This is a genomic window from Microcoleus sp. Aus8_D2 (assembly GCF_036702665.1).
Lineage (GTDB): Bacteria > Cyanobacteriota > Cyanobacteriia > Cyanobacteriales > Microcoleaceae > Microcoleus.
Window position 1 is genome coordinate 48,113 of the sequence record NZ_JAUBUN010000014.1, and the last position, 20,722, is coordinate 68,834.

At 45.2% G+C, this 20,722-nt stretch carries 21 protein-coding genes; 8 read left to right on the forward strand and 13 right to left on the reverse strand.

What is annotated here, in order from left to right; translation table 11 throughout:
* Window positions 1-91 precede the first annotated feature (91 nt).
* Window positions 92-832, forward strand: coding sequence for a sirohydrochlorin chelatase (locus tag QUB64_RS13525; RefSeq protein ID WP_442921661.1), 741 nt, complete (start codon window positions 92-94; stop codon window positions 830-832).
* A complete protein-coding gene (cobA, locus tag QUB64_RS13530) occupies window positions 829-1,632 on the forward strand; it encodes a uroporphyrinogen-III C-methyltransferase (RefSeq protein ID WP_333272582.1) in 804 nt (267 codons plus the stop codon). Before QUB64_RS13525 ends, cobA begins: the two co-directional genes overlap by 4 nt.
* A 493-nt stretch (window positions 1,633-2,125) precedes the next feature.
* Here cobA and QUB64_RS13535 read toward each other — a convergent pair whose 3' ends face one another.
* The 7 genes from QUB64_RS13535 to QUB64_RS13565 all read right to left on the reverse strand — a co-directional run bounded on the left by QUB64_RS13535 (window position 2,126) and on the right by QUB64_RS13565 (window position 6,941).
* Entirely contained in the window at window positions 2,126-4,378 is a 2,253-nt protein-coding gene (locus QUB64_RS13535) for a transglycosylase domain-containing protein (protein WP_333272584.1), read from the reverse strand.
* A 440-nt stretch (window positions 4,379-4,818) separates the two neighbouring features.
* A complete protein-coding gene (locus tag QUB64_RS13540; RefSeq protein WP_293175784.1) occupies window positions 4,819-4,941 on the reverse strand; it encodes a photosystem II reaction center protein J in 123 nt (40 codons plus the stop codon).
* A 69-nt stretch (window positions 4,942-5,010) separates the two neighbouring features.
* Window positions 5,011-5,133 (reverse strand): photosystem II reaction center protein L, encoded by a 123-nt coding sequence (locus tag QUB64_RS13545; protein WP_172190234.1) that lies wholly within the window; start codon window positions 5,131-5,133, stop codon window positions 5,011-5,013.
* Window positions 5,134-5,142: 9 nt separating this feature from the next.
* A complete protein-coding gene (gene psbF, locus QUB64_RS13550) occupies window positions 5,143-5,280 on the reverse strand; it encodes a cytochrome b559 subunit beta (RefSeq protein WP_006635504.1) in 138 nt (45 codons plus the stop codon).
* Window positions 5,281-5,300: 20 nt separating this feature from the next.
* Window positions 5,301-5,549: a cytochrome b559 subunit alpha gene (gene psbE / locus QUB64_RS13555; protein ID WP_293144446.1), complete on the reverse strand. Its 249-nt coding sequence runs from the start codon at window positions 5,547-5,549 to the stop codon at window positions 5,301-5,303.
* Window positions 5,550-5,605: 56 nt separating this feature from the next.
* Window positions 5,606-6,619, reverse strand: a complete 1,014-nt coding sequence (locus tag QUB64_RS13560; protein ID WP_333272587.1) for a photosynthesis system II assembly factor Ycf48 — start codon at window positions 6,617-6,619, stop codon at window positions 5,606-5,608.
* Window positions 6,606-6,941 (reverse strand): rubredoxin, encoded by a 336-nt coding sequence (locus tag QUB64_RS13565; RefSeq protein ID WP_333272589.1) that lies wholly within the window; start codon window positions 6,939-6,941, stop codon window positions 6,606-6,608. The genes QUB64_RS13560 and QUB64_RS13565 overlap by 14 nt, the downstream gene beginning before the upstream one ends.
* 392 nt (window positions 6,942-7,333) lie before the next feature.
* Between QUB64_RS13565 and ndhC the strand changes: the two genes are divergently transcribed.
* From ndhC to QUB64_RS13580, 3 genes are read left to right on the forward strand one after another with little or no spacing between them, the layout of a single operon-like run.
* A complete protein-coding gene (gene ndhC / locus QUB64_RS13570) occupies window positions 7,334-7,696 on the forward strand; it encodes a photosynthetic/respiratory NAD(P)H-quinone oxidoreductase subunit C (protein WP_006635500.1) in 363 nt (120 codons plus the stop codon).
* A complete protein-coding gene (ndhK, locus tag QUB64_RS13575) occupies window positions 7,687-8,412 on the forward strand; it encodes a photosynthetic/respiratory NAD(P)H-quinone oxidoreductase subunit K (protein ID WP_333272592.1) in 726 nt (241 codons plus the stop codon). Before ndhC ends, ndhK begins: the two co-directional genes overlap by 10 nt.
* Window positions 8,405-8,908 (forward strand): NAD(P)H-quinone oxidoreductase subunit J, encoded by a 504-nt coding sequence (locus QUB64_RS13580; protein WP_333272594.1) that lies wholly within the window; start codon window positions 8,405-8,407, stop codon window positions 8,906-8,908. Before ndhK ends, QUB64_RS13580 begins: the two co-directional genes overlap by 8 nt.
* Window positions 8,909-9,288: 380 nt before the next feature.
* Here QUB64_RS13580 and QUB64_RS13585 read toward each other — a convergent pair whose 3' ends face one another.
* Window positions 9,289-10,446 (reverse strand): hypothetical protein, encoded by a 1,158-nt coding sequence (locus QUB64_RS13585; protein ID WP_333272597.1) that lies wholly within the window; start codon window positions 10,444-10,446, stop codon window positions 9,289-9,291.
* Window positions 10,447-10,496: 50 nt separating this feature from the next.
* A complete protein-coding gene (locus QUB64_RS13590) occupies window positions 10,497-11,294 on the reverse strand; it encodes a TauD/TfdA family dioxygenase (protein ID WP_333272600.1) in 798 nt (265 codons plus the stop codon).
* 169 nt (window positions 11,295-11,463) lie between these two features.
* Between QUB64_RS13590 and QUB64_RS13595 the strand changes: the two genes are divergently transcribed.
* Window positions 11,464-11,985, forward strand: coding sequence for a hypothetical protein (locus QUB64_RS13595; protein WP_333272603.1), 522 nt, complete (start codon window positions 11,464-11,466; stop codon window positions 11,983-11,985).
* Window positions 11,986-12,141: 156 nt separating this feature from the next.
* Entirely contained in the window at window positions 12,142-13,608 is a 1,467-nt protein-coding gene (locus tag QUB64_RS13600; protein WP_333272606.1) for a class I SAM-dependent methyltransferase, read from the forward strand.
* A gap of 54 nt (window positions 13,609-13,662) precedes the next feature.
* On the opposite strand, the gene QUB64_RS13605 is transcribed toward QUB64_RS13600, so the two are convergent.
* From QUB64_RS13605 to QUB64_RS13620, 4 genes are all read right to left on the reverse strand, one after another.
* The gene (locus QUB64_RS13605) at window positions 13,663-14,490 is read right to left on the reverse strand and encodes a class I SAM-dependent methyltransferase (protein WP_333272609.1); all 828 of its coding nucleotides are present in this window, start codon (window positions 14,488-14,490) and stop codon (window positions 13,663-13,665) included.
* A 289-nt stretch (window positions 14,491-14,779) separates the two neighbouring features.
* Window positions 14,780-15,625 (reverse strand): GNAT family N-acetyltransferase, encoded by an 846-nt coding sequence (locus QUB64_RS13610; protein WP_333272612.1) that lies wholly within the window; start codon window positions 15,623-15,625, stop codon window positions 14,780-14,782.
* Between the two features lie 870 nt (window positions 15,626-16,495).
* The gene (locus QUB64_RS13615) at window positions 16,496-17,767 is read right to left on the reverse strand and encodes a M16 family metallopeptidase (protein ID WP_333272735.1); all 1,272 of its coding nucleotides are present in this window, start codon (window positions 17,765-17,767) and stop codon (window positions 16,496-16,498) included.
* A 109-nt stretch (window positions 17,768-17,876) separates the two neighbouring features.
* Complete coding sequence (locus QUB64_RS13620) at window positions 17,877-19,142, reverse strand: M16 family metallopeptidase (protein WP_333272614.1); 1,266 nt, start codon at window positions 19,140-19,142, stop codon at window positions 17,877-17,879.
* Window positions 19,143-19,447: 305 nt separating this feature from the next.
* Between QUB64_RS13620 and QUB64_RS13625 the strand changes: the two genes are divergently transcribed.
* Window positions 19,448-20,476 carry a hemerythrin domain-containing protein gene (locus QUB64_RS13625; RefSeq protein WP_333272617.1) on the forward strand — a complete coding sequence of 343 codons (1,029 nt, stop codon included), beginning with the start codon at window positions 19,448-19,450 and terminating at the stop codon, window positions 20,474-20,476.
* The last annotated feature ends 246 nt before the right edge of the window (window positions 20,477-20,722 follow it).

Below are 20,722 nucleotides of genomic sequence, written 5' to 3' on the forward strand. Positions count from 1 at the left end.
GTCGGCGAAATGTCGAGCAATTTTTAACTCACGCACCCTCTGGTGTTATAATTATTTGAAATCATCATCGACCATTAACATCAAATCCCTATTGAAATTGCGATCGACCTATTTATTAGTTTCTCACGGCAGCCGCGACCCCAGACCCCAAGTAGCTTTGGAAAACCTCAGCCAACTGGTGTCTCAAAATTTGGCTGACTCTTTCCCCGCAGTAGCCACCGCTACCCTAGAACTCGGCCCCGCGCCACTCCACGAACAAATTTGCAGTTTTGGCGAGCATACCCTGTCGCTAGGATTTACACAATTGCAAATTCTCCCCGTATTTTTGTTACCGGGAGTTCATGTCGCCGACGACATCCCGACAGAGGTGGAAATTGCCCAAAAAACTTTTGGTTCCAAACTAAAAATAGAAGTGCGCCCGCATTTAGGTTCCCAAGCAGCAGGCTTAACAAACTTGCTAAAAAATCAGATGCAAGAGGTAGCTTTTCTCCCCAATTTGTTATCGCCAAAATGGATTTTACTATCCCACGGTAGCCGCCGCCCTGGAGGTAACTCAACAGTTGAAGAAATCGCCAGCCAACTCGGCGCACAGCCAGCTTATTGGTCAGTACAACCGAGTTTGGAATCACAAATTGATAATTTGGTTCGCGGTGGACAGCAGCAAATAGGAATTGTGCCATACTTCTTATTTAATGGAGGAATTACAGATGCGATCGCCAAAAATGTCGAGCAGCTACAGCAGCAATTTCCCACGGCAGAACTTCATCTCGCAAATCCTCTAGGCGCAAGTGTGGAATTAGCAGATTTAATTCGGGATTTAATTCAAAAATGAACCGCAGAGACACAGAAGACGTAAAGGAATCCAGAAAAATGTCTTTAGGTAAAGTGTATTTAGTAGGTGCAGGCCCCGGAGATCCGGGCTTGATGACTTTAAAGGGAAAAGCTCTGTTAGAGTGTGCAGATGTGGTGATTTACGACGCCTTAGTCAGCCCTCAAATTTTGGCAGTCATCAACCCCCAAGCAGAACGAATTGATGCCGGCAAACGCAAAGGGCGTCACTCGTTAATGCAGGACGAAACTACTCAGCTAATGATAGACAAAGCTCAAGATAATGCGATCGTAGTTCGTCTCAAAGGCGGCGATCCATTTATTTTCGGGCGCGGTGGCGAAGAAATGGAAGATTTGGTAAAAGCTGGAGTTTCTGTAGAAGTTGTACCCGGTGTCACTTCGGGAATTGCGGCCCCGGCTTATGCGGGAATTCCTCTGACACATCGATCGTACAGTTCGTCAGTCACCTTTGTCACCGGCCACGAATCAGCGGGAAAATATCGGCCAGAGGTAAATTGGCAGGCGATCGCCCGTGGCTCCGAAACCATTGTAGTATACATGGGAATCCACAATTTGCCTTACATTATCGGCCAGTTAACAGCAGCCGAATTGAGCGCAGAAACGCCCATAGCCTTAGTGCGCTGGGGAACGCGCCCGGAACAAGAAGAATTGATCGGTACTTTGAGTACAATTGTAGAGCAAGTTGAGACAACTGAATTTGCCGCACCTGCGATCGCCGTAATCGGAAATGTCGTCAATCTGCACTCAATATTGTCAGGCTGTCGGCCTGTTTCCCACATTTAAGTCAACTCTAAAATTGGTTCGTAGTGAGGACTTTAGTCCGCAGTTGTAGGGTGTGTCGCCCTAGACAAATCCCCAAAAAACACAGACAATCTCATAGCGACGCACCTAACAAACAGAATTGAACGTTCGTAGTGAGGACGCCAGGACGCAGTTGTAGGGTGTGTCGCCCTGGACAAATCCCCAAAAAAACACAGACAATCTCATAGCGACGCGCCTAACAAACAGAATTGACCGTTCGTAGTGTGGACGCCAGGACGCAACATACTGCGTCCTGGCGTCCACACTACAAACTGTTTTTGTTATGGTAATCGACCGGACGTGATATTATACGATTTGTCTAAAAATTGCTACACAACAATTGTTGGGTTTTTTCCTCAACTATTGTTTAAGGTGCGGATCCATGAGATTGTCGATTTAATTTACGGATTTTTGATGGCGACACACCCTACACAAGTGGAAAAGAAGGACTAAAGTCCTCACTACGAACCTATCTTCAACGGGCCACCTGCCGCATATATTCCCCCCACAACTGAGCCGCATTTGCACTACCTCCGCCCGTCGGAGAATTATCGTCATTTCCCAACCAAACTCCTGTCACCAGTTGCTGGCTGGGAATATAACCGACAAACCACAAATCTTTATTATCATTAGTCGTGCCTGTTTTTCCAGCTTCTCCCAACCCCAAAGCCGCACTGCTACCCGTACCTCCCCGCACCACTCCTTGCAGCATATCAGTCATCGTATCTGCTACGGCTTCAGAAACTAACTGCCTGTTGGCAATCCCATCTTGTTGATAGTCATAAATCACCCGACAACTTTTAAAATCATTGCGATCTTTGCAATCGCTGCTGTCAATAATTCGCTTGATTACGTGGGGGCGATTCCCCAAACCCCGGTTTGCCAAAACCCCGAACGCACCCGTTAATTGCAATACATTAACTTCACTTTCACCTAATACCAAACCGGGGGAAGAACGCAGGGGAGAGGTAATTCCCAAACGTCGGGCCATTTCCACTACATTGTCTAAGCCGACATCTTGGGCGACTCTTAAAGCAATGGGATTTTCCGACTGTGCTAAACCCCGATACATATCAGCACTGCCGCTGGTTCTGGCGCAGCCGTTGTAATTTTGTCCGCCCCAGGAAAGCGGCTCGCAAGAATAGGTTTTGCTGGCTGGTATGCCACGTTCTAGGGCGGCTGTATAGGTAAAAATCTTAAATGTAGAACCGGGCTGTCTCAATGCTTGGGTAGCTCGATTAAACTGACTTTGCAAATAATCTACACCCCCAACTAAAGCTAAGACTTCTCCTGTTTTAGTATTGAGAGTTACGACTGCTCCTTGAGAAAAACCAGCACTGGCTCCGGCATTTTCTACGGCATTTTTGAGGGAAGATTCAGCTACTTTTTGCAGGCTGGGATTCAAGCCTGTTTCTACAATAAAATTCCCTTCTCTGGCTAACTGCTCCCCCAACAAAAACTCCAATTCGTCAAAGACATAATTGTAGAAATAAGGCGCGATCGTACTTTGGAGGTATTGGCGGGCTTTGGGATTGATGTCAATTCGCGATCGCCTCGCGCGATCGGCTTCTTCCTGAGAAACTGTCCCCATCGCACGCATTCGTTCGATTACCCGATCGCGATACTGCACCGCCAACTGATAATTTTGAATCGGATTGAAACTGTTTGGCCCGGGCAAAATACCCGCCAAAGTCGCCGCCTCAGACAAACTCAAATCCTTCGCCGACTTGGCAAAATAAAATCGAGACGCATCCTCAAAACCGTAGAGGTCAATTCCCAAAAACACTCGATTTAAATAAGTCAGCAACAGCTCATCTTTGCTGTAATAAGTCTCCAGTTTCAACGCGACTACGGCTTCCCGGAACTTGCGTCCCCCCGAATCTTGAGTACCTACATAATCTCGAAACAAACTCCGGGCTAACTGCTGCGTCAGAGTGCTGCCGCCTTCGCGAATTCCTCCCCCGCGCACATTCGTCAACAGTGCCCGCAAAACGCCGATCGGATCTACCCCTACGTGCCAGTTGTAGCGGCTGTCTTCCGAAGCCAGTACCGCCTTGGATAAATAAGGCGAAAAATCCTGCAATTTCTTTAATTCTAAGTGAGCGTTATTCTGAGGGGGACGCAGCGGAGTTTGACCGTCGCGGGCGTAAACAATCACCGGGCCGTTGATGCTTCTTGGGAGAGGCCGCACGTGAAACTTGGTCGATTCAGCACCTACCAAGAGCGCAATCAAAGCGGTGATTCCGCTGACGCCGTAAAAGCTGTAACGCACAAGTTCCACATACCAAGGTGGCGGATCTACGTACTGAATTCTGACGGCGGCGGCGAGTTCCGGCGGCCCTAATGTGAACACGTCTCCGTGACGCAGGGACATACTTTTAACTCGCCTTTTGCCGCTGTAAATGCCGTTGGTAGAGTCTTCGTCTTTAATTACAAAAGGTGTTCGCCGCCGAGTATCCCGCGCTAGGGATAGGTGGACGTGACTGACAACGGGGTTACGAACTACAATATCTGAAGCTTTGGACGATCGACCTAACAAATATCGATCGCCCAATAGCGGATAAACCTCAGCTTTAGCTGCACCCGCATCCTGCACCCACAGTTCGGGTACTTTGGCATTCGGTTTCAGGGCTAGCTGGTTAAAATTAACCTTGGCAATTGTCTGGACTGCTTGGGTAATCGCACCCAAGACGGTTTGAGGTTTGCGGGGCGGCTGCGGTGGGGTCATATTTCGCTATGGACTACGATCGAGCGATCGGCTCTTGCACCATTCTACTCGCAACTTTTGGCTATTTTCAGGATTTGCCCCACAGTTTAGGTGATTTGAGATTTGAGATTTGAGATTTGAGATTTGAGATTTGAGATTGTGATTCATGATTGTAGATTTTAGATACTTTTTTATTTGGGAATCATCTGCGTTTTTATGTGTTTATCTGCTTTTTATATGCGGTTTACCTATTGAAACCCTTTATAAAAAATATTGTTAAAAAACCTTGGGCTTGTGTACTCGAATATTTTGCCAGGTGCGTCGCTGCGAAATTTTCTATTTTTATTTAGGGATTGTCGATGGCGACGCACCCTACAGTTACTCAAATCTCAAATCTAAAATCATATTAAAACCCCCCTTTTTCAAGGGGGGTTTTAGGCGTAAAATACGCCAGATAGTCCTTACATCGAAGAACCCAAACCGGCATAAGCACCGTAGAAGAAAAGGCTCAAAATGCTCAGAGCACCGAGGCCTGCGACAGTAGCTACCAGCCACAAAGGAATTCTGCCACTTTCACTAAACATAGCGATCACCTCACTAATTCACAGCTAAACAAATTGAATTGAACCACAGAGATCGAACTCAGAAACCAGTTAATTAAAGAAATAACTGGAGAACAAAATCCCGAGAGTAAAAATCAGCAACAAACCCAAATAAAGGGAAGTCCGGTTTAACTCGACCGGCTGCTCATTGGGATTAGGAACGCGCTCAGGCATTGTAAACTCCTATCGTTGAATAAATTGCATTGCTGCGATCGCGCCCAAAAAGAAAATCGTTGGGACACCTAAAGTATGAACTGCCAACCAGCGCACCGTAAAAATCGGATACGAAATTGGCTCATTGTTTGGCGTTCTGCTCGTCATTTTTCCAAATCCTTGTAAAATTACTTGCCAATGAACTGATCTACTTGTTTCTTAGCTTCAAAGCGATCCGAAATAATCGGCACTTCTTCGCGCTGCTCTGTGAAATACTGGTTAGGGCGAGGAGTTCCGAAAGCATCGTAAGCCAAACCCGTTTGCACAAACAGCCATCCAGCAATAAACAAAGCTGGAATGGTGAGACTGTGAATTACCCAATAACGGATGCTTGTAATAATGTCCCCAAACGGACGTTCTCCAGTTGTACCGGCCATTTAGAATCCTCCTTTCAACAACAAATCGACAGACAATCTCTATTACTATTCTACTATCAAGCAGCTTGCGCTGAACCTTGATATTTAAGTAGAGTACCGCTTGCGCCAATCACGAATCCGCGATCGGGGCCCATAAAGACAATCCTGTAAAAATTAGCAGGAACGTCCTCAACTTCACGGTCTTTTTGCCAAGTTTTCCCGCCATCCAAACTGCACAGCAAATTGCCGCCGCCGCCGGCTACCCAAACTTCATTATCAGTTCGGTAAGCCATGTCTAGCAAACCCCAACTCGCTTTGCGATCGGGAAAAAACGGTTTTCCCCAACCTTCAGAACTTTCGGGATCGCTAAACTGAATCTGGCCGCCACGAGCGAGCATCCACAAACGCCCGTCCTTGGTAAAGCCCATATTTTGCAGGCGACGAGAACTGTTACGGTTGTGAGGTTCCCAAGCATTCTGTCCGGGTTTCCACACCGAGTAGAAATTGCCTTTCGAGGAAACTGCAACATACTGGCCGTCTTCTGAACGGTTGATATTGCGAACTACCCCAAAGGAATCTTGCACGACAGCTTTCCAATTTTTGCCACCGTCAGAAGTCCGGTAAATTGCTCCGACATCCGTCGTCATATCAGCCGTATTTGGGCCGATAGCTGCGATCGTACTCGGAGAACCGGGTAACTGAGAGCTCAAAGCAATTCGCTTCCAAGATTTACCTTCATCTTCTGTGCGGAGCAGAACCGAAGGCTGACCGACAATCCAGCCTTCGGAACCGGAAAAACTCACCGATGAAAAACGCGATCTCGGCTCGTTGATATCCAGGGCGATCGGCTTCCAATTAGTCCCGCCGTCGATCGTTTCAAACAGAGTCGCCTCAGAACCGACAACCCAACCGTGTTGAGAATTACCTGTAAAGGCAATATCCTGCAAGTTAGCTTCCGTCGGCAAGGAAATCACCTGCCAAGGGTTGTAACTCACAGAACCGATCGTGCTGCAACTCGTACAGATGAGTGCAGCCGCCAATAACATTACAATTCGTTGCCAAAATCTCACAATCGTCTTACTGCAAACCATACATACTAAGTAACAACAAGAAACCAACGACCAAGCCGCCAAAAATCAGCAAACTTTTTTGACCTTCGGTCATGCCGTTGACGCCGACACCGTAGCGCTGATTTGCCTTAAATCCCGATACTCCTTCCTGCTGACCCAGATTTTGAAAGACCGACTTGCGGCCGGCGCAAACGGGACAAACCCAAGTAGCGGGCAAATCTTCAAAAGCTGTGCCAGGGGCAATGTCATTTTTAGGATTCCCTTTTTTCGGATCGTAGACGTAGCCGCAGGCGCGGCACTCGTGCCGATCGAGGGTCTTAGTCTCAGTGGCTCGATCGCTCATAGTTCCAAAAAGAGTAGGTCAGGTGAAGTACCTCAACTAAGCTTAGTTATAGTTGGGGCTTCCAACTAACACTCAGATTAGGACGGTCTTATTCGTCTTCGAGGTTTCCCGTCTCAACCGCCGATACCACGTTAGGGACACCACAAGGATGTTCGACACAAAGCGTCGATGATGGTCTTACTCAGCGTCCACAGGCAGCCGCCCGTCTTCCACAGGCAGTTAGAATATCGTTTACCCAATCCTGAGATTGCGGTTTTATTAAAATATACATTAAAAATTATTGCAGAAGATGGACAATTAATCTCGATCGACTCGTAATTTTAGCTACCCAAAATCTATATAATGTAAAGACAAGTTACAGAACCCTTTCACAGAGGCAGTAATCATTCACCGTGTTTGCACTTAGCGGCTACGAGTATTTCTTAGGCTTCCTGTTAATTTCGAGCCTAGTGCCTATCCTCGCCCTCACGGCGTCTAAGGTACTGCGGCCCAAAAGTCGTCCCTACGACCGACGCACTACCTACGAATCTGGCGTCGAGCCGATCGGCGGAGCCTGGATTCAGTTCAACATCCGATATTATATGTTCGCCCTGGTCTTCGTCATCTTCGACGTAGAGACTGTATTCCTTTACCCTTGGGCGGTTGCTTTCAACCAGCTAGGACTCTTGGCTTTCATCGAAGCCTTGTTTTTCATCACGATCCTCGTTATTGCTCTTGTCTATGCATGGCGCAAAGGAGCCTTAGAATGGTCTTAAGTTCTGACAAATCACAAAAATCGCTAATTGTCAATCCGGCAGAGCGGCCGCAAGTCACATCCGAATTATCAGAGAACGTCATCCTAACCACGGTTGATGACATCTATAACTGGGCGAGACTTTCCAGCCTGTGGCCGTTGCTTTATGGCACGGCTTGCTGCTTCATCGAATTTGCAGCTTTAATTGGATCGCGCTTCGACTTCGACAGATTTGGTCTAGTACCGCGATCGAGTCCCCGGCAAGCCGACTTGTTGATCACCGCCGGTACAATTACCATGAAGTACGCCCCCATCTTGGTGCGGCTGTACGAACAAATGCCCGAACCCAAATACGTGATCGCCATGGGCGCTTGCACCATCACGGGCGGAATGTTCAGCGTAGACTCCCCCACAGCAGTCAGAGGCGTTGACAAACTGATTCCCGTAGATGTGTACATCCCCGGTTGTCCTCCGCGTCCCGAAGCGATTATTGATGCGATCGTCAAACTGCGGAAAAAAATCGCCAACGACTCAATGCAAGAAAGGGCTAACTTGCTACCGACTCACCGCTACTACACCAGACCCCACAAAATGAAAGTAGTAGACGACATTTTGGACGGCAAATATTTGTCAATTCCCGGCCGCATGGAGCCACCGAAGGAATTGACGGAAGCCATGGGAATGCCCGTACCGCCCGCCCTGCTTGCAGGACAAAAACAGGAGGTCAAACGTGGCTGAGACAGAAACTTCAATTGTTGAAGCCGGGAAGGTTTCTCAGTGGTTGACTCAAAATGGCTTTGACCATGAAGCTTTGGCGCCCGATAATTTGGGTGTGGAGATCTTAAAGGTCGATCGCGACTTTTTAATTCCCATGTCAACAGCGCTGTATGCCTACGGGTTCAATTATATGCAGTACCAGTGCGCCTACGACCAAGGCCCTGGAGAAGATTTAGTCAGCGTCTACCACTTGGCCAAGCTGACAGATAATGCTTCCCATCCCGAAGAAGTCCGCGTCAAGGTATTCATTCCCCGCGAAGATCCGAGAGTACCATCAGTCTATTGGATTTGGAAAGCAGCAGATTTCCAAGAGCGGGAATCCTACGATATGTACGGCATAGTCTACGAAGGACATCCGAATCTGAAACGGATTTTGATGAACGAAGATTGGGTCGGCTGGCCGCTTCGGAAAGATTACATTTCCCCCGATTTCTACGAATTGCAAGACGCCTATTAAGGGAATTTTGAGTTTTTAGGTCAAAATTTAGTCGATCGTTTTGCACCCACTTCTTTGAGGAGTGGGTGCATTTTTTTTGTGGGTTTTTTCACTGGTAACTGGTTGGTAACTGGTTAACTGGTTCCCAGGCTGTGCCTGGGAACCCATGTCCAGAGGCTCTGCCTCGCTTGCTTGAGATGGAGGCAGAGCCTCCGGATCTGCGTTACCAGGCTCCAGCCTGGTAACGAGTAGAAAACTCCTCGATAAGACTCGGCGATTGAAATCGCTGAGTTTACTGGCACACAAACGAAACTTTTTTGCTAATTTTGATTTTTTAACCGCAGATGCACGCAAATTAACGCAGATGATTACAGATTTTTACACCAAAATACCAGAACAGATTAAGGAAAGTAAGTAGTTCCTAGAAATTCATAAGTGATGTTAGGAAATTTTTGTAACAATATCTTTCGTTGCTCATGAGATACGTTTTTAAATTTATCAGTCACTACAGTGTAAGCTGCACAAAAACCTGGCATACCAAGCAACTCAGCAGTAAGCCCTTGAAAATATTCAGGTGAGAGATTAGTCAATTTTGAAATATCCTCAAGCCATGCTGTAAAACTTTGTCCATGAAGATGTACTTTTAAATCTAAATCTAATCTTATCTCTCTTTCAAGCAACCCAATTAAAAGTCTAAGAATAATTGATTTCTGAGATGAAGGATACCAGTTAGGAATTTCTATATAAGATTGTTTCATGAGGTTTAATAAGATTATTTCCACAGACATTGCTTGTGCTTCAAGAAACAAAAACTCATTGGGAGCCAATATGTTAGACCACTTTTGAGCGTAAGCTTGCATTTGCCAAATATGCACAGAATCGTGAATGATATGCCATACAAAGAACTGCGATGGTCTAAAAAATCCTGGATCGACTAAGGTGGGACAATCTAGGAAGCGCCAGCACCGCCATACCTCTGAACTCCAGTCAGCAACTCTTAGTTTTGGAGAAGCATATAAAGTTTCGCGACTTGGTAGGTAGTCTTTGAGGTATCTATCAGCGATTTCTGTAAACCATTCATCATACGCCCTTGTGTACAATGAAGAAACTTGTAAACTCCAATCGCTTGGAATAGTATCTGATTCAACTTCCCTCTTCAAATTGTCATTTAGATTATTTTGAGAGCAACCCAAAAATTCACAAATTTCTTCAATCCTAGAGGATATTATATGATGAGAATTCATTGTTTTTTCAACAGTAGTCAAGTCTATACAACTAGCTACCTGTGGATGAAATTGAATGCTTCCTGCAATTTTGATACAACGCTCAGACATCTCTTGCTGCTGACCATGATTTAGCAGGAGATTAGCTGCTTTTTGAAGTTTGCGGGATGCTGCTTCACCTCCAAATTCACCACAAATTAAATAGAAATTTTCCACAAAGCCTTGAATATTATCAAACTGTTGATTTAGTAAAGAAGTGACTACTTCATCATATAAGGCTTTTGCTGTCCACGCGCCCTGACCAACTTTTGAATATTTTTCTATATACTTTTCCATTTTTTTTATTGTAAGTATTTTTGTCGGCAATTAAATTTGTTGGTATTTGACTAGTTCATGCGAATTCTAAGAAGTAATCTGTTACGATCTAAAAATGACGATCGACCGTGTAGCATCCTATGATTATCTACAAAAATTGCTTCACCATTATCAAGTAACAAGCTAGAGGAATATCGACTTCTGTGAATCAAATCATTAAAAGCCTGAAGCTTTTCAGCAAAATCTTTTACGTGGCTGCGCTTAATTAATTCTAATCCTGTCTTCAAAGTGTCATATCTGTATCTAATCAGGGGAATTTTTGAAATCAAACTTGAATAAATATACTCCGTTTTATCTTCTGCATGAAATATAGTTGGCACTGCAATCGCAAAATTTTCTTGGCAAGCAAACTCGATCATTTCTCGTCCAGAAATACTCTGTCTTAATTCATTAAAAACAAGTGAGAAATCCAGTAATAGAGTTTCTCCTCCTGCACACTCAGCTTGACGAAAAACAAGTAATGCCATATATTTTTCTGGCAGATTCCTGTATTGAGAATCTGTGTGTAATGGAGCAGCTTTGTTATGTTCAGAAAAAGTCTGAATTAGATAATTTGATAATTTAGGCTTGATTTCCCATACAAAATCAGATTGACCAAAATTATGAGGCACTAAAGTACCAATATGAGAGGAAAGCTTTGTAAAAAAGAGCTTTGCAGAACTCAAATCATAAAACTCTGATTCTAAGCCCTGCAAAATTATAAAACCGTGCATATCGACATATTCTCTGATCCATCCACCCACAGCCCCAATAGAACCCAGCCTTTTAAGCAAATGGTCATACTCGAATTTATGCTTTTCAGCAGACATATTACAGTATTCTAGATTGAATTTATTCAATTTTTATTTTTCCCCATGCTGTACCAATTGAAAAGCGGAAAAAGACGGATTTTATTAAACTTTTGTAAAAGGCGGAAAAAGAATGAAAAAGACGGATAAAATCGGCTATAATAACTAATGTCCTCCCACATCCCGAATAATGCAGGTTCACGAAGTATTGCAATTTGTGGACAAAGTTGTCTACGCCAAGACAGGCCAACATCTAAATGACTTGCAGCGCGGAATTATCGAAGGCACACTGAAGCGCCAAAAGTATCCTGATATTGCCGAAAATTGGGGTTGTTCAGCGGGCCACGCTAAGGATGTCGGTTACGAGCTTTTGCAAATGTTATCTGATGTCTTTGATGAACCAGTAGATAAAAAAAATCTTAAATCTGTCCTTGAACGTCAAGGTAATCTGACTATTTCTTTTGGCGATAGAAGTAAAAGTATTAAAAGTATTAATAGTAATATAATTGGCTGCCTAAACGTTAGTTCAGAGCAACCAGTTGCTACCCGAAACGAAAGTCAGGCTCTAACTTCTGATTTTCAGCGCGTTAAGAATAAAGCTAGGATTGAAGCTGTTGGTAAATTACGGCTGTTTGGATTGAGCGACGAACAAATTGCAGAGGTGTTGGAACTACCTTTGGAAGTGGTTGAGCAGGTGAATTTGCCGGAGTAAATCTGGTACAATAATCAAGCTATATGCAAACTTGAAGTATCATTACTTTATGGCGACTTCGGAATACAAAATTAAGTTTACTGAAACCGCTCTAGAGGATTTAAAGGCTTTGGGTGTTGCCGATCGCTCTAAGATTTGAGTACAGTTAGATGTTGAATGATGATTTCCAACGATCGCAAAACACAAATAGAATACGGAGATTTTCAGACACCCCCAGAATTAGCTGAGATGGTGTGTCGGAAATTGAGAGAACTTGAGATCAACCCCAAAGTCATCATTGAGCCAACTTGCGGGATAGGTAATTTCATTGAAGCTGCTGCAAATTCTTTTCCATCCGCCAGCAAAATTATCGGGGTTGAAATAAATCAAAGTTACTTAAAAGAATTCACAGCAAAGCATGAATTATTACAGGATGAAAGATGTGAAGTTAAGCACGGAGATTTTTTTGATTTTGACTGGACATCATTAATCAACCAATTTAATCATCAGGTGCTGGTACTTGGCAACTTTCCTTGGGTGACAAACTCACAACAAGGAACTATTGGTAGTGAAAATTTGCCTAAAAAAAGTAACTTTCAAAAGCACGCCGGCTTAGACGCACTAACGGGTAAAAGTAACTTCGATATTTCAGAATGGATGTTGATTTGCGCAATCCACTGGTTGCAGAATCGTGAGGCAACTCTGGCAATGCTTTGCAAGACTTCCGTTGCACGAAAGTTATTGAACTACATTCATTCAAACAAACTTAATCTTGGTAGCTGTGCAACTTACAAAATAGATGCTAAAAAGTATTTTGATGCAAATGTTGATGCCTGTCTGTTAGTCTGCAAGTTTGACTCAAGCTCGCAGAACTACTTCTGCGATGTATTTAGCAGTTTGGAAAGTTCGGAATCTCACCGCATAGGCTATCAAAATAATCTCCTAATCAAAGATATCGATTGTTTCAATAAACTGACTCATTTATATGTTGTAAAGTCAAAAACGAAATGGCGATCTGGCGTCAAGCATGACTGCTCGAATGTGATGGAGTTTCGGAAAATTGATGATTTGTTTGTCAATGGATTTGGGGAAGCTGTCGAGCTTGAGGAAACTTATCTATTTCCGTTACTTAAAGGCTCAGATGTCGCTCAAAATCGCATTCATGCCACCAACCGCTATATTTTAGTAACTCAAAGATTTATTGGCGAGTCAACCGAATCTATCAACCAGATAGCTCCTAAAACTGGGTGTTATCTGGAGGAACACGCACGCTATCTAGACAATCGCAAAAGCAAGATTTATCAACAGAATCCTCGCTTTTCTATTTTTGGAGTTGGCGATTATAGTTTTAAATTGTGGAAAATTGCAATTTGCGGACTTTATAAAAAATTGGATTTCAGATTGATCGGTGCAATCGCTAATAAATCTGTAATTTTTGATGATACTGTTTATTTTCTCAGCTTTGAAAACGAACAAGTTGCACGTGAGACTTTTGAGCTTTTGAATTCACCGACAGCAATTAAATTTTATTCATCGATGGTATTTTGGGATGAAAAGCGCCCGATTAAATCTAGTATCTTAAATTGTCTGAATCTAACTATGCTGGCAGATTTGGAATATTTAACCGCAGATGCACGCAGATAAACGCGGATGAATACAGACTGATATTAAGTCAGTTATGCAGTTCGCAGCCTCCTACTATTTCCGACCTAAAACATAAAAAGTAGTAATATCGTTCCAAATTCCTTGCTCGGTTTGCAATACTTCTATTTCACTTTCAAACTCAGCCTTAGCTTGCGCTAATTGCTCGGTTGAAAATGTTGATAAAGGAGGCGGATACTGCCCGGGAGCCGGATGAGAACTTCCCGCCCACATTGCTTTTGCTTTTTCTAAAGTGATATAGCTACCATCTTGCTCAATTTTAATCTCTACATCCTCAAATCCTGCTTTTTCGAGCAAGCTGCGGCACTTTTCTACAGTACCTGTGGGTTTGCTCATGTTGAAGGAAATGCCGTATTTTTCAGCTACTTTCTGGGTGACAACTCCGCCAACAAAAGCGGTATCAGCAAAGGCATGAATGCCCAGGATTCCCCCTGGTTTGAGGAATTTGTGCCAGTGGGTGAGGGCTGCGTGCAGATCCGACATCCAAATAAAGGCAGAGGAACAAAAAATACGATCGCAACTATTGACACGAAAGTCTAGCGCTTCGGCATCTGCAAGCAGAAATTCTGTGTTTTTGAGACTTAATTCTTGAGCCTTGCTTCTGGCTCGATCGAGCATTCCCGATGAAATATCTACGCCCACAACTCGACCTTCAGAGCCAACAATCTCAGCGGCTGCGATCGCGACATGACCTGTTCCCGTTGCCATGTCTAAAACCTGCTGACCAGAACTAACTCGCCCGTATTGTACCAGACGGCGAGCAATCTGTAAATGCCAATCGCTATTGTCATAGGTTTGACTTCGGCGGGTGTACAAATCTGCTATTTCTTGCTTGTATTTGTTTAGTTCAGGTTGGTTGCTCACCTAGGTTTTCTCGGTAGTAGAAACTTGTCGGGTGCGCCAGAGTGGGTGATGCAAGTCGATCGACTTGCATCATATCACGTCCGGTCGATTAACATCACAAAAACCAGTTCGTAGTGCGGACTTCAGTCCGCAAAAAGCTGCGGACTGAAGTCCGCACTACGAACCTTGCTTGTTGCGGTCAATCGATCGCCTTGCATCACCCAATCTAACGCACCAGAATCAACTTACCCTTCAACACAAAGTCTCAAAACCCTTGCTACACCTTGACAGTGGGTAAGTCCTGCTAGTTTTAGCCTAATTCCAAAGTTGTCAACCCAAAAATGTGATTTATGTCAATATTTGTTATGTCGTGGGTGTACATCCTCACACACTCAGATATGGGTTGCATTTCTCGACTTTCAAATAAGGCGATCGCCTGAGTGTTAATATTGGGTACATCTATAAATACTGGCTGATTTTCAGCACGAGCAATCAAAGCCATAAATAACCTTTCAGCTATCTCTGTCGAATTAGCAAACAAAGGCCCTATTCTAAAACCTGTGTAACTGGGTCTAATGACTCCATAACCACACAATTTGCCATCTTGAACCATCCCATAAGCTTGATGTTCTGAATGATTAATCCAGGCATTTATAAAAGCCCGACGAGATGCAGGAAAATATAGAGCGTCGTAATTCACTACATCAACAAAAGGGATATCTGTCAGCAAAACAACGCCTTCAGGAATAACGCCAGCTTGACCTATTCCTTGATAGCGTAAATCGCGATAAACTGGTTTAAAGCCAAATTTACTGTAGTTATTTACTTGCTGTAAAACGGCATCTAAAGCAGTAGGGCGATCGCCTACTAATTTCAAGGCGGCATTCCAAGTCTGTAAACCATAACCCTGTCCCCGCCAAGCAGGTTGCACAATATAAAAACCGATAAATGCAAAGCTGTCACCATATCTTACCGCCGAAATGCTGCTAATCGGAGTTCCGTCAATCTCTCCAATCAAAAAACCACTCGCATCGGCAGCGTAAAAAGGAATTGCATCGTTAATCGCTGGATTCCATCCCTCTGTGGCAGCCCACTGGATAGCTAATTCTAAATCCGCCAGCGTCATCGCTCTAATAATAAATCTTTCGTTGCTCATGGTTGTTACCAGTTATTCCCGAAAGTGTACTTAATTTTATTGTATCCCACCTTCTGCATCGGCAACTGTCAAAGGGATAGAAAAGCAAAAAATAGGGGATGCACGAGTCAGATTGCGAAAGCGGAAACTATTGTACTCGCAATCTAAACTGACGCTGCGGTGAATATTTTCAATTGGATGTTCGTTACCGTTCGTAGTGCGGACTTCAGTCCGCTTTCAAGCTGCGGACTTCAGTCCGCACTACAAACTGTTGGATGTTCGTTACCAGGCAGATCCTGGTAACGAGTAAAATCAACTCGCCTAATTCTTTAACAAACAGCGGTGGCTACATCCAATTCCTGAATTGCCGCTTCCGGCCCAACTAGAGAAACATAGGGTTCGATGAAGTATTTGCGAGCAGCTTCCTGAGCTTCAGCAGAAAATTGTAGAGTGCGTCAGATCGTCAATTTTGGTCGATCGCCCAAATCACTCGATCTGACGCACCCTACTCAACTTGCTTGAGTCCTCCGCATGAAAGCGGACTGAAGTCCGCACTACGAACCGTTGGATGTTCGTTACCAGGCGAGGGCGAAAGTAACGAGTGATTTCCTCAACAAACAGCGGTGGCTACATCCAATTCCTGAATTGCCACTTCCGGCCCAACTAGAGAAACATAGGGTTCGATGAAGTATTTGCGAGCAGCTTCCTGAGCTTCAGCAGAAAATTGTAGAGTGCGTCAGATCGTCAATTTTGGTCGATCGCCCAAATCACTCGATCTGACGCACCCTACTCAACTTGCTTGAGTCCTCCGCATGAAAGCGGACTGAAGTCCGCACTACGAACCGTTGGATGTTCGTTACCAGGCGAGGGCGAAAGTAACGAGTGATTTCCTCAACAAACAGCCGCAGCTACACCTAATTCCTGAATTGCCGCCTCTGGGCCAACGAGAGAAACATAGGGTTCGATGAAGTATTTGTGAGCAGCTTCGCGAGCTTCAGCAGTGGTTACTGCTGCAATTTCTTCTTGAAATTCCTGGTCAAATTTCATTCCCAATTCCAGAATTTCGTACCAGCCTAAAACTTGGGCAATTTGCGAATTAGTTTGTTTTCCTAAAGCATATTGACCGAGCATTTTATTCTTGCAAGCTTGCAATTCTTCCTCGCTAAGTTGGATGTTGGCGAGTCGATCGACTTCTGTACGCAATCCTTCAAAAGCAGTCACCGTATTTTCCGGCGCTGTACCCATGTACGCGACAAACTGAGCCGTGTCCAGGCGCGTCGCGTAGAGCGCGGAAACATCGTAAGCTAAGCCCCGTTTTTCGCGCAATTCCACAAACAACCGGCTCGACAAACCGTTACCCAAATAGGTATTCAGCAACTTAATCGCTGCGTAGTCGGGATTTTTGACCGAGGGTGCGAGGTAGCCCAGCATAATCACTGATTGCTGGGTATCTTGCGCCTTAGCGACGGATTGAGGGGAGGCGGTGAGGGGGGGGACTGTTAAAGTTGGCAGGGGTGTTAAAGGCGCTTTCCAGCCGCCAAACGTCCGATCGACTAAAGCGATCGCATCTTCGGTAGATATTCTGCCGGCTATAGAAATAACTACATTGTCGGGACGGAAATAGGTTTTGTGGAACTGTTCTAGCTCGTTTCTGGTAAGCTTTGACATCGTAGCTTCCGTGCCCAAGGTGGAGAAAGCATAGGGATGTTCCTGATACATGGCGTGTCGCAATTGCTCGAAGGCGATCGCAAATGGTTGTTCTTGTTGCGATCGAATTGCTGATATCGCAATGCGGCGTTCGAGTTCGACTTCAGCTTCCGGGAAAGTGGGCGATCGCAGCAATTCCGCAGCCAACTCCAAAATGTCCTGAAAATCGGCTGTTACCGTCTTCAAACTCACTAAAAAGTAATCGGTAGTCGAGTCGGTACTCAACCTCGCTCCAACCGATTCTACACGTTCGGCAATTTCTAGCGAAGACAGGCGATCGGTTCCCTTAGTCATTACCGCCGACAGCAAGTGACACAATCCTGCTTGTTCCGGCTGTACGCAGCGGCTACCGGCGCGCAGGAATATCCTAGCTGCAATAATATCTGCTGCTGGATTTTCTGATGCTAAGACAACCATACCGTTGTCTAAAACCGTGCGCTGAATTTCATTTTTCATCATTAATTTAGTTGGTAATTGGGAATCGGTAATAGGGCATCGGGCATCGGGCATCGGGCATTAGTAGCAAACAACAAATAACCAATAACCAATAACCACTGACTACTGACTAAATTGGTTCGATCGCCACAGCCGCGTAGCGCCGGGGTGAGAGATATTGTTGAGCTAGGCGCTGGAGATCTGATGGCTTAAATGACTGAATCCTGGTAGGATAGCTGAGCGCTAATTCGGCAGTGGCGATCGTACTGTAATATCCGTAAAGACCCGCTAGCTGTCCCGGCGTTTCCAGCGAGAAAGCAAAGTCGTTGCACAGCAAACGCTTGCAGCGCATCAGTTCCGCCTCGGAAACAGGCTCAGATTGCAATTCCCACAGCCGATCGCAAATTCGGGCTTCCACCTGTTCTAGATCCTTGGCTTCCAAGACAGCGCTAATCGTAAACAAACTCGATTCCCGTTGTAGCGAGAAAGAGCTTTCGATCGCCTGTACCAATTGTAATTCTTCCCGCAGTTCCCGGACTAAACGCGAACTCCGCCCGTCTGCGAGCAAAACAGAGATCAAATCCAAGCCGCAAGCACTTTGCAAGTGTTCAACTCCCGGCCCAGTCCACGCCATCATCAGCCGCGCTTGTTCCAATCGGGGAAGACGGAGTTCCTGACGGCGAATTTCTACTAACGGCGGTTCGGCTTCGGCGACAAATTTAGGACAATCCCACCTGTCTGAAAACTTCTCGAATGCTTTCCCCGTGATATCTCTGGCTTGTTGTTCGTCAATTCCCCCAACTATCACCACTGTCATATTTTCTGGCTGATAGTGCGATCGATGAAAACACCGCATTTCGTGGGGAGTTCGCGACATCAGCAATTCTTCAGTCCCCAGTACCGATCGCCTGTAGGGATGTTGCTGGTAAACTGTTTCCATCATTGCTTGGAAACCCAGCCAATCGGGATCGTCTTGAGATTGGCGGATTTCTTCGAGTACCACATCTCGCTCGCGATCGAATTCCGCATCAGGAATCGCAGCGCGCAGCAGCAATTCTGCCAGCGGCTGCGCCGTTTCTGCTAAATAATCTGCCCCAGCGTTGACATAAAAATGGGCGTAGTCGTGACTTGTAGCTGCGTTGGCGACACCGCCGCGATTTTCGATTACTTGGTCAAATTCTCCAGGGGCGAGATCATCCGTCCCTTTAAATATCATATGTTCTAGAAAATGAGCCATTCCCGACCAAGCATCCGGCTCCTTCGTAGCGCCAGCCCTCACCCACACGTCTAGCGCAACCACAGGGGTGGCCGCAATTTGCTGGTGAATCACCGTTAACCCATTGTGCAGCTTCCAGACATTGGCTGGGAACTCTAAAGCAGCGAGCAGTTGAGACAAGCTAGTTCTTCTTAAACTTTAGTTAACTTCGGCTGCAACTATGGTAGCGCTTTACTGATGCGCGATCGGGATTAATTGATACAGAAATCATCACTGCTATCTGCAATTGAACCTGAGTCATCAGTTATTTTTTGCTTTTGCCTTTATTTGCAAACAGCCTCAAATACATACCATTTTTTTGCTCAAAAGTCAATAGCTTGTGCGAGCGATCGATCAATCAGTCGGGAGAAAGAGGAAGTTATCTGAGTATTTCCATAAATTAAAAGATGTAAGAACACAAAAGACATCCAGAGGAGACACGACAGATGGTAGCTACCCTTGAAGATACCAAGCGCCAAGCGATCGCGATGAAACTAGCAGACATGAAAGCGCTGCAAAACCTGCTGATCGCCAACGAGCAATTGTTCATCAATTCCTGCAACGACTCCGAACTGTGCGATCGATTCCGGGATATGCTGGAGGACGATCGCAAAAACCTCGGTGTATTGGAAACAACCATCATCCAATACGGCATTCAAGCTGAACCGAAAGAAACCACCACAAAAATGGTTGAAGAAATTCAGAAACTGATGGAAGGTTCAGAACTCACCCTGTTTGAAAAAGTCACCCAGCACGAACTGCTCAAACACAAACAAACAATGGCCGGCTTGTTAGTACACAAAGCCGCCCAAGTAGTCGGTGCAGATATCGAAGCAGCCATTGTACCGCTCAACACAGTGAACTTTGAAAACCGCGCTCACCAAGAACAACTCAAAGGAGTTATGGAAATTTTGGGAGTGCGCGAGCTCACCGGAAAAGACCCCGATCAAGGCGTTTGGGCGCGCGTCCAAGATGCGATGGCCGCGATGAGTGGCATTATCGGCGGTGCAGTTACCCGCACCAAAGAAGAGATGAACATCACCGAAATCATCTCCATGGATCACCGCAAAGTCGATACCATCTTTATGGAAATCGAAAAAACCGAAGATCCTCAAAAACTGCAAGAATTCTTCGGTCAACTTTACAAAGACTTGAGCGTGCACGCAGAAGCCGAAGAACAAATTGTGTATCCCGCAGTTCGCAGCTACTTCAGCGATACCCAACAACTGTACGACGAGCAAGCAGAAATGAAGCAAATGCTCGCCCACATTAAGGCTCTCAACCCCAGTTCTTCTGATTTCAAAGGTCAAATCCAACAGCTTAAAGCAGCGGTTCAGGCTCACGTAAAAGAAGAAGAAAACGATATGTTCCCTCAAATTCGCCGCAACCTGAGCGAAGCCCAAATGGAACAAATGGCTACTCAATTTAAAGAAGCCAAAAGCACCATTCAGCAAGAAATGGCTAAGATGAGCTAATTCAGCAGCCCGCTATTTCCAAATCTAGTGTTACTAGAGCATAGCTAAACTGCAACCAATCAATCCCGCTACTAACGTGGCGGGATTACTGTTTTGTCTAAACTCACCAAACTTCAAAAATAAAAGGACTAAAGTCCTCACTACAAACCAAGTTCGTAGTGAGGACTTCAGTCCTTTCTAGAGGTTCGTAGTGAGGACTTCAGTCCTTTCTAGAGGTTCGTAGTGAGGACTTCAGTCCTTTCTAGA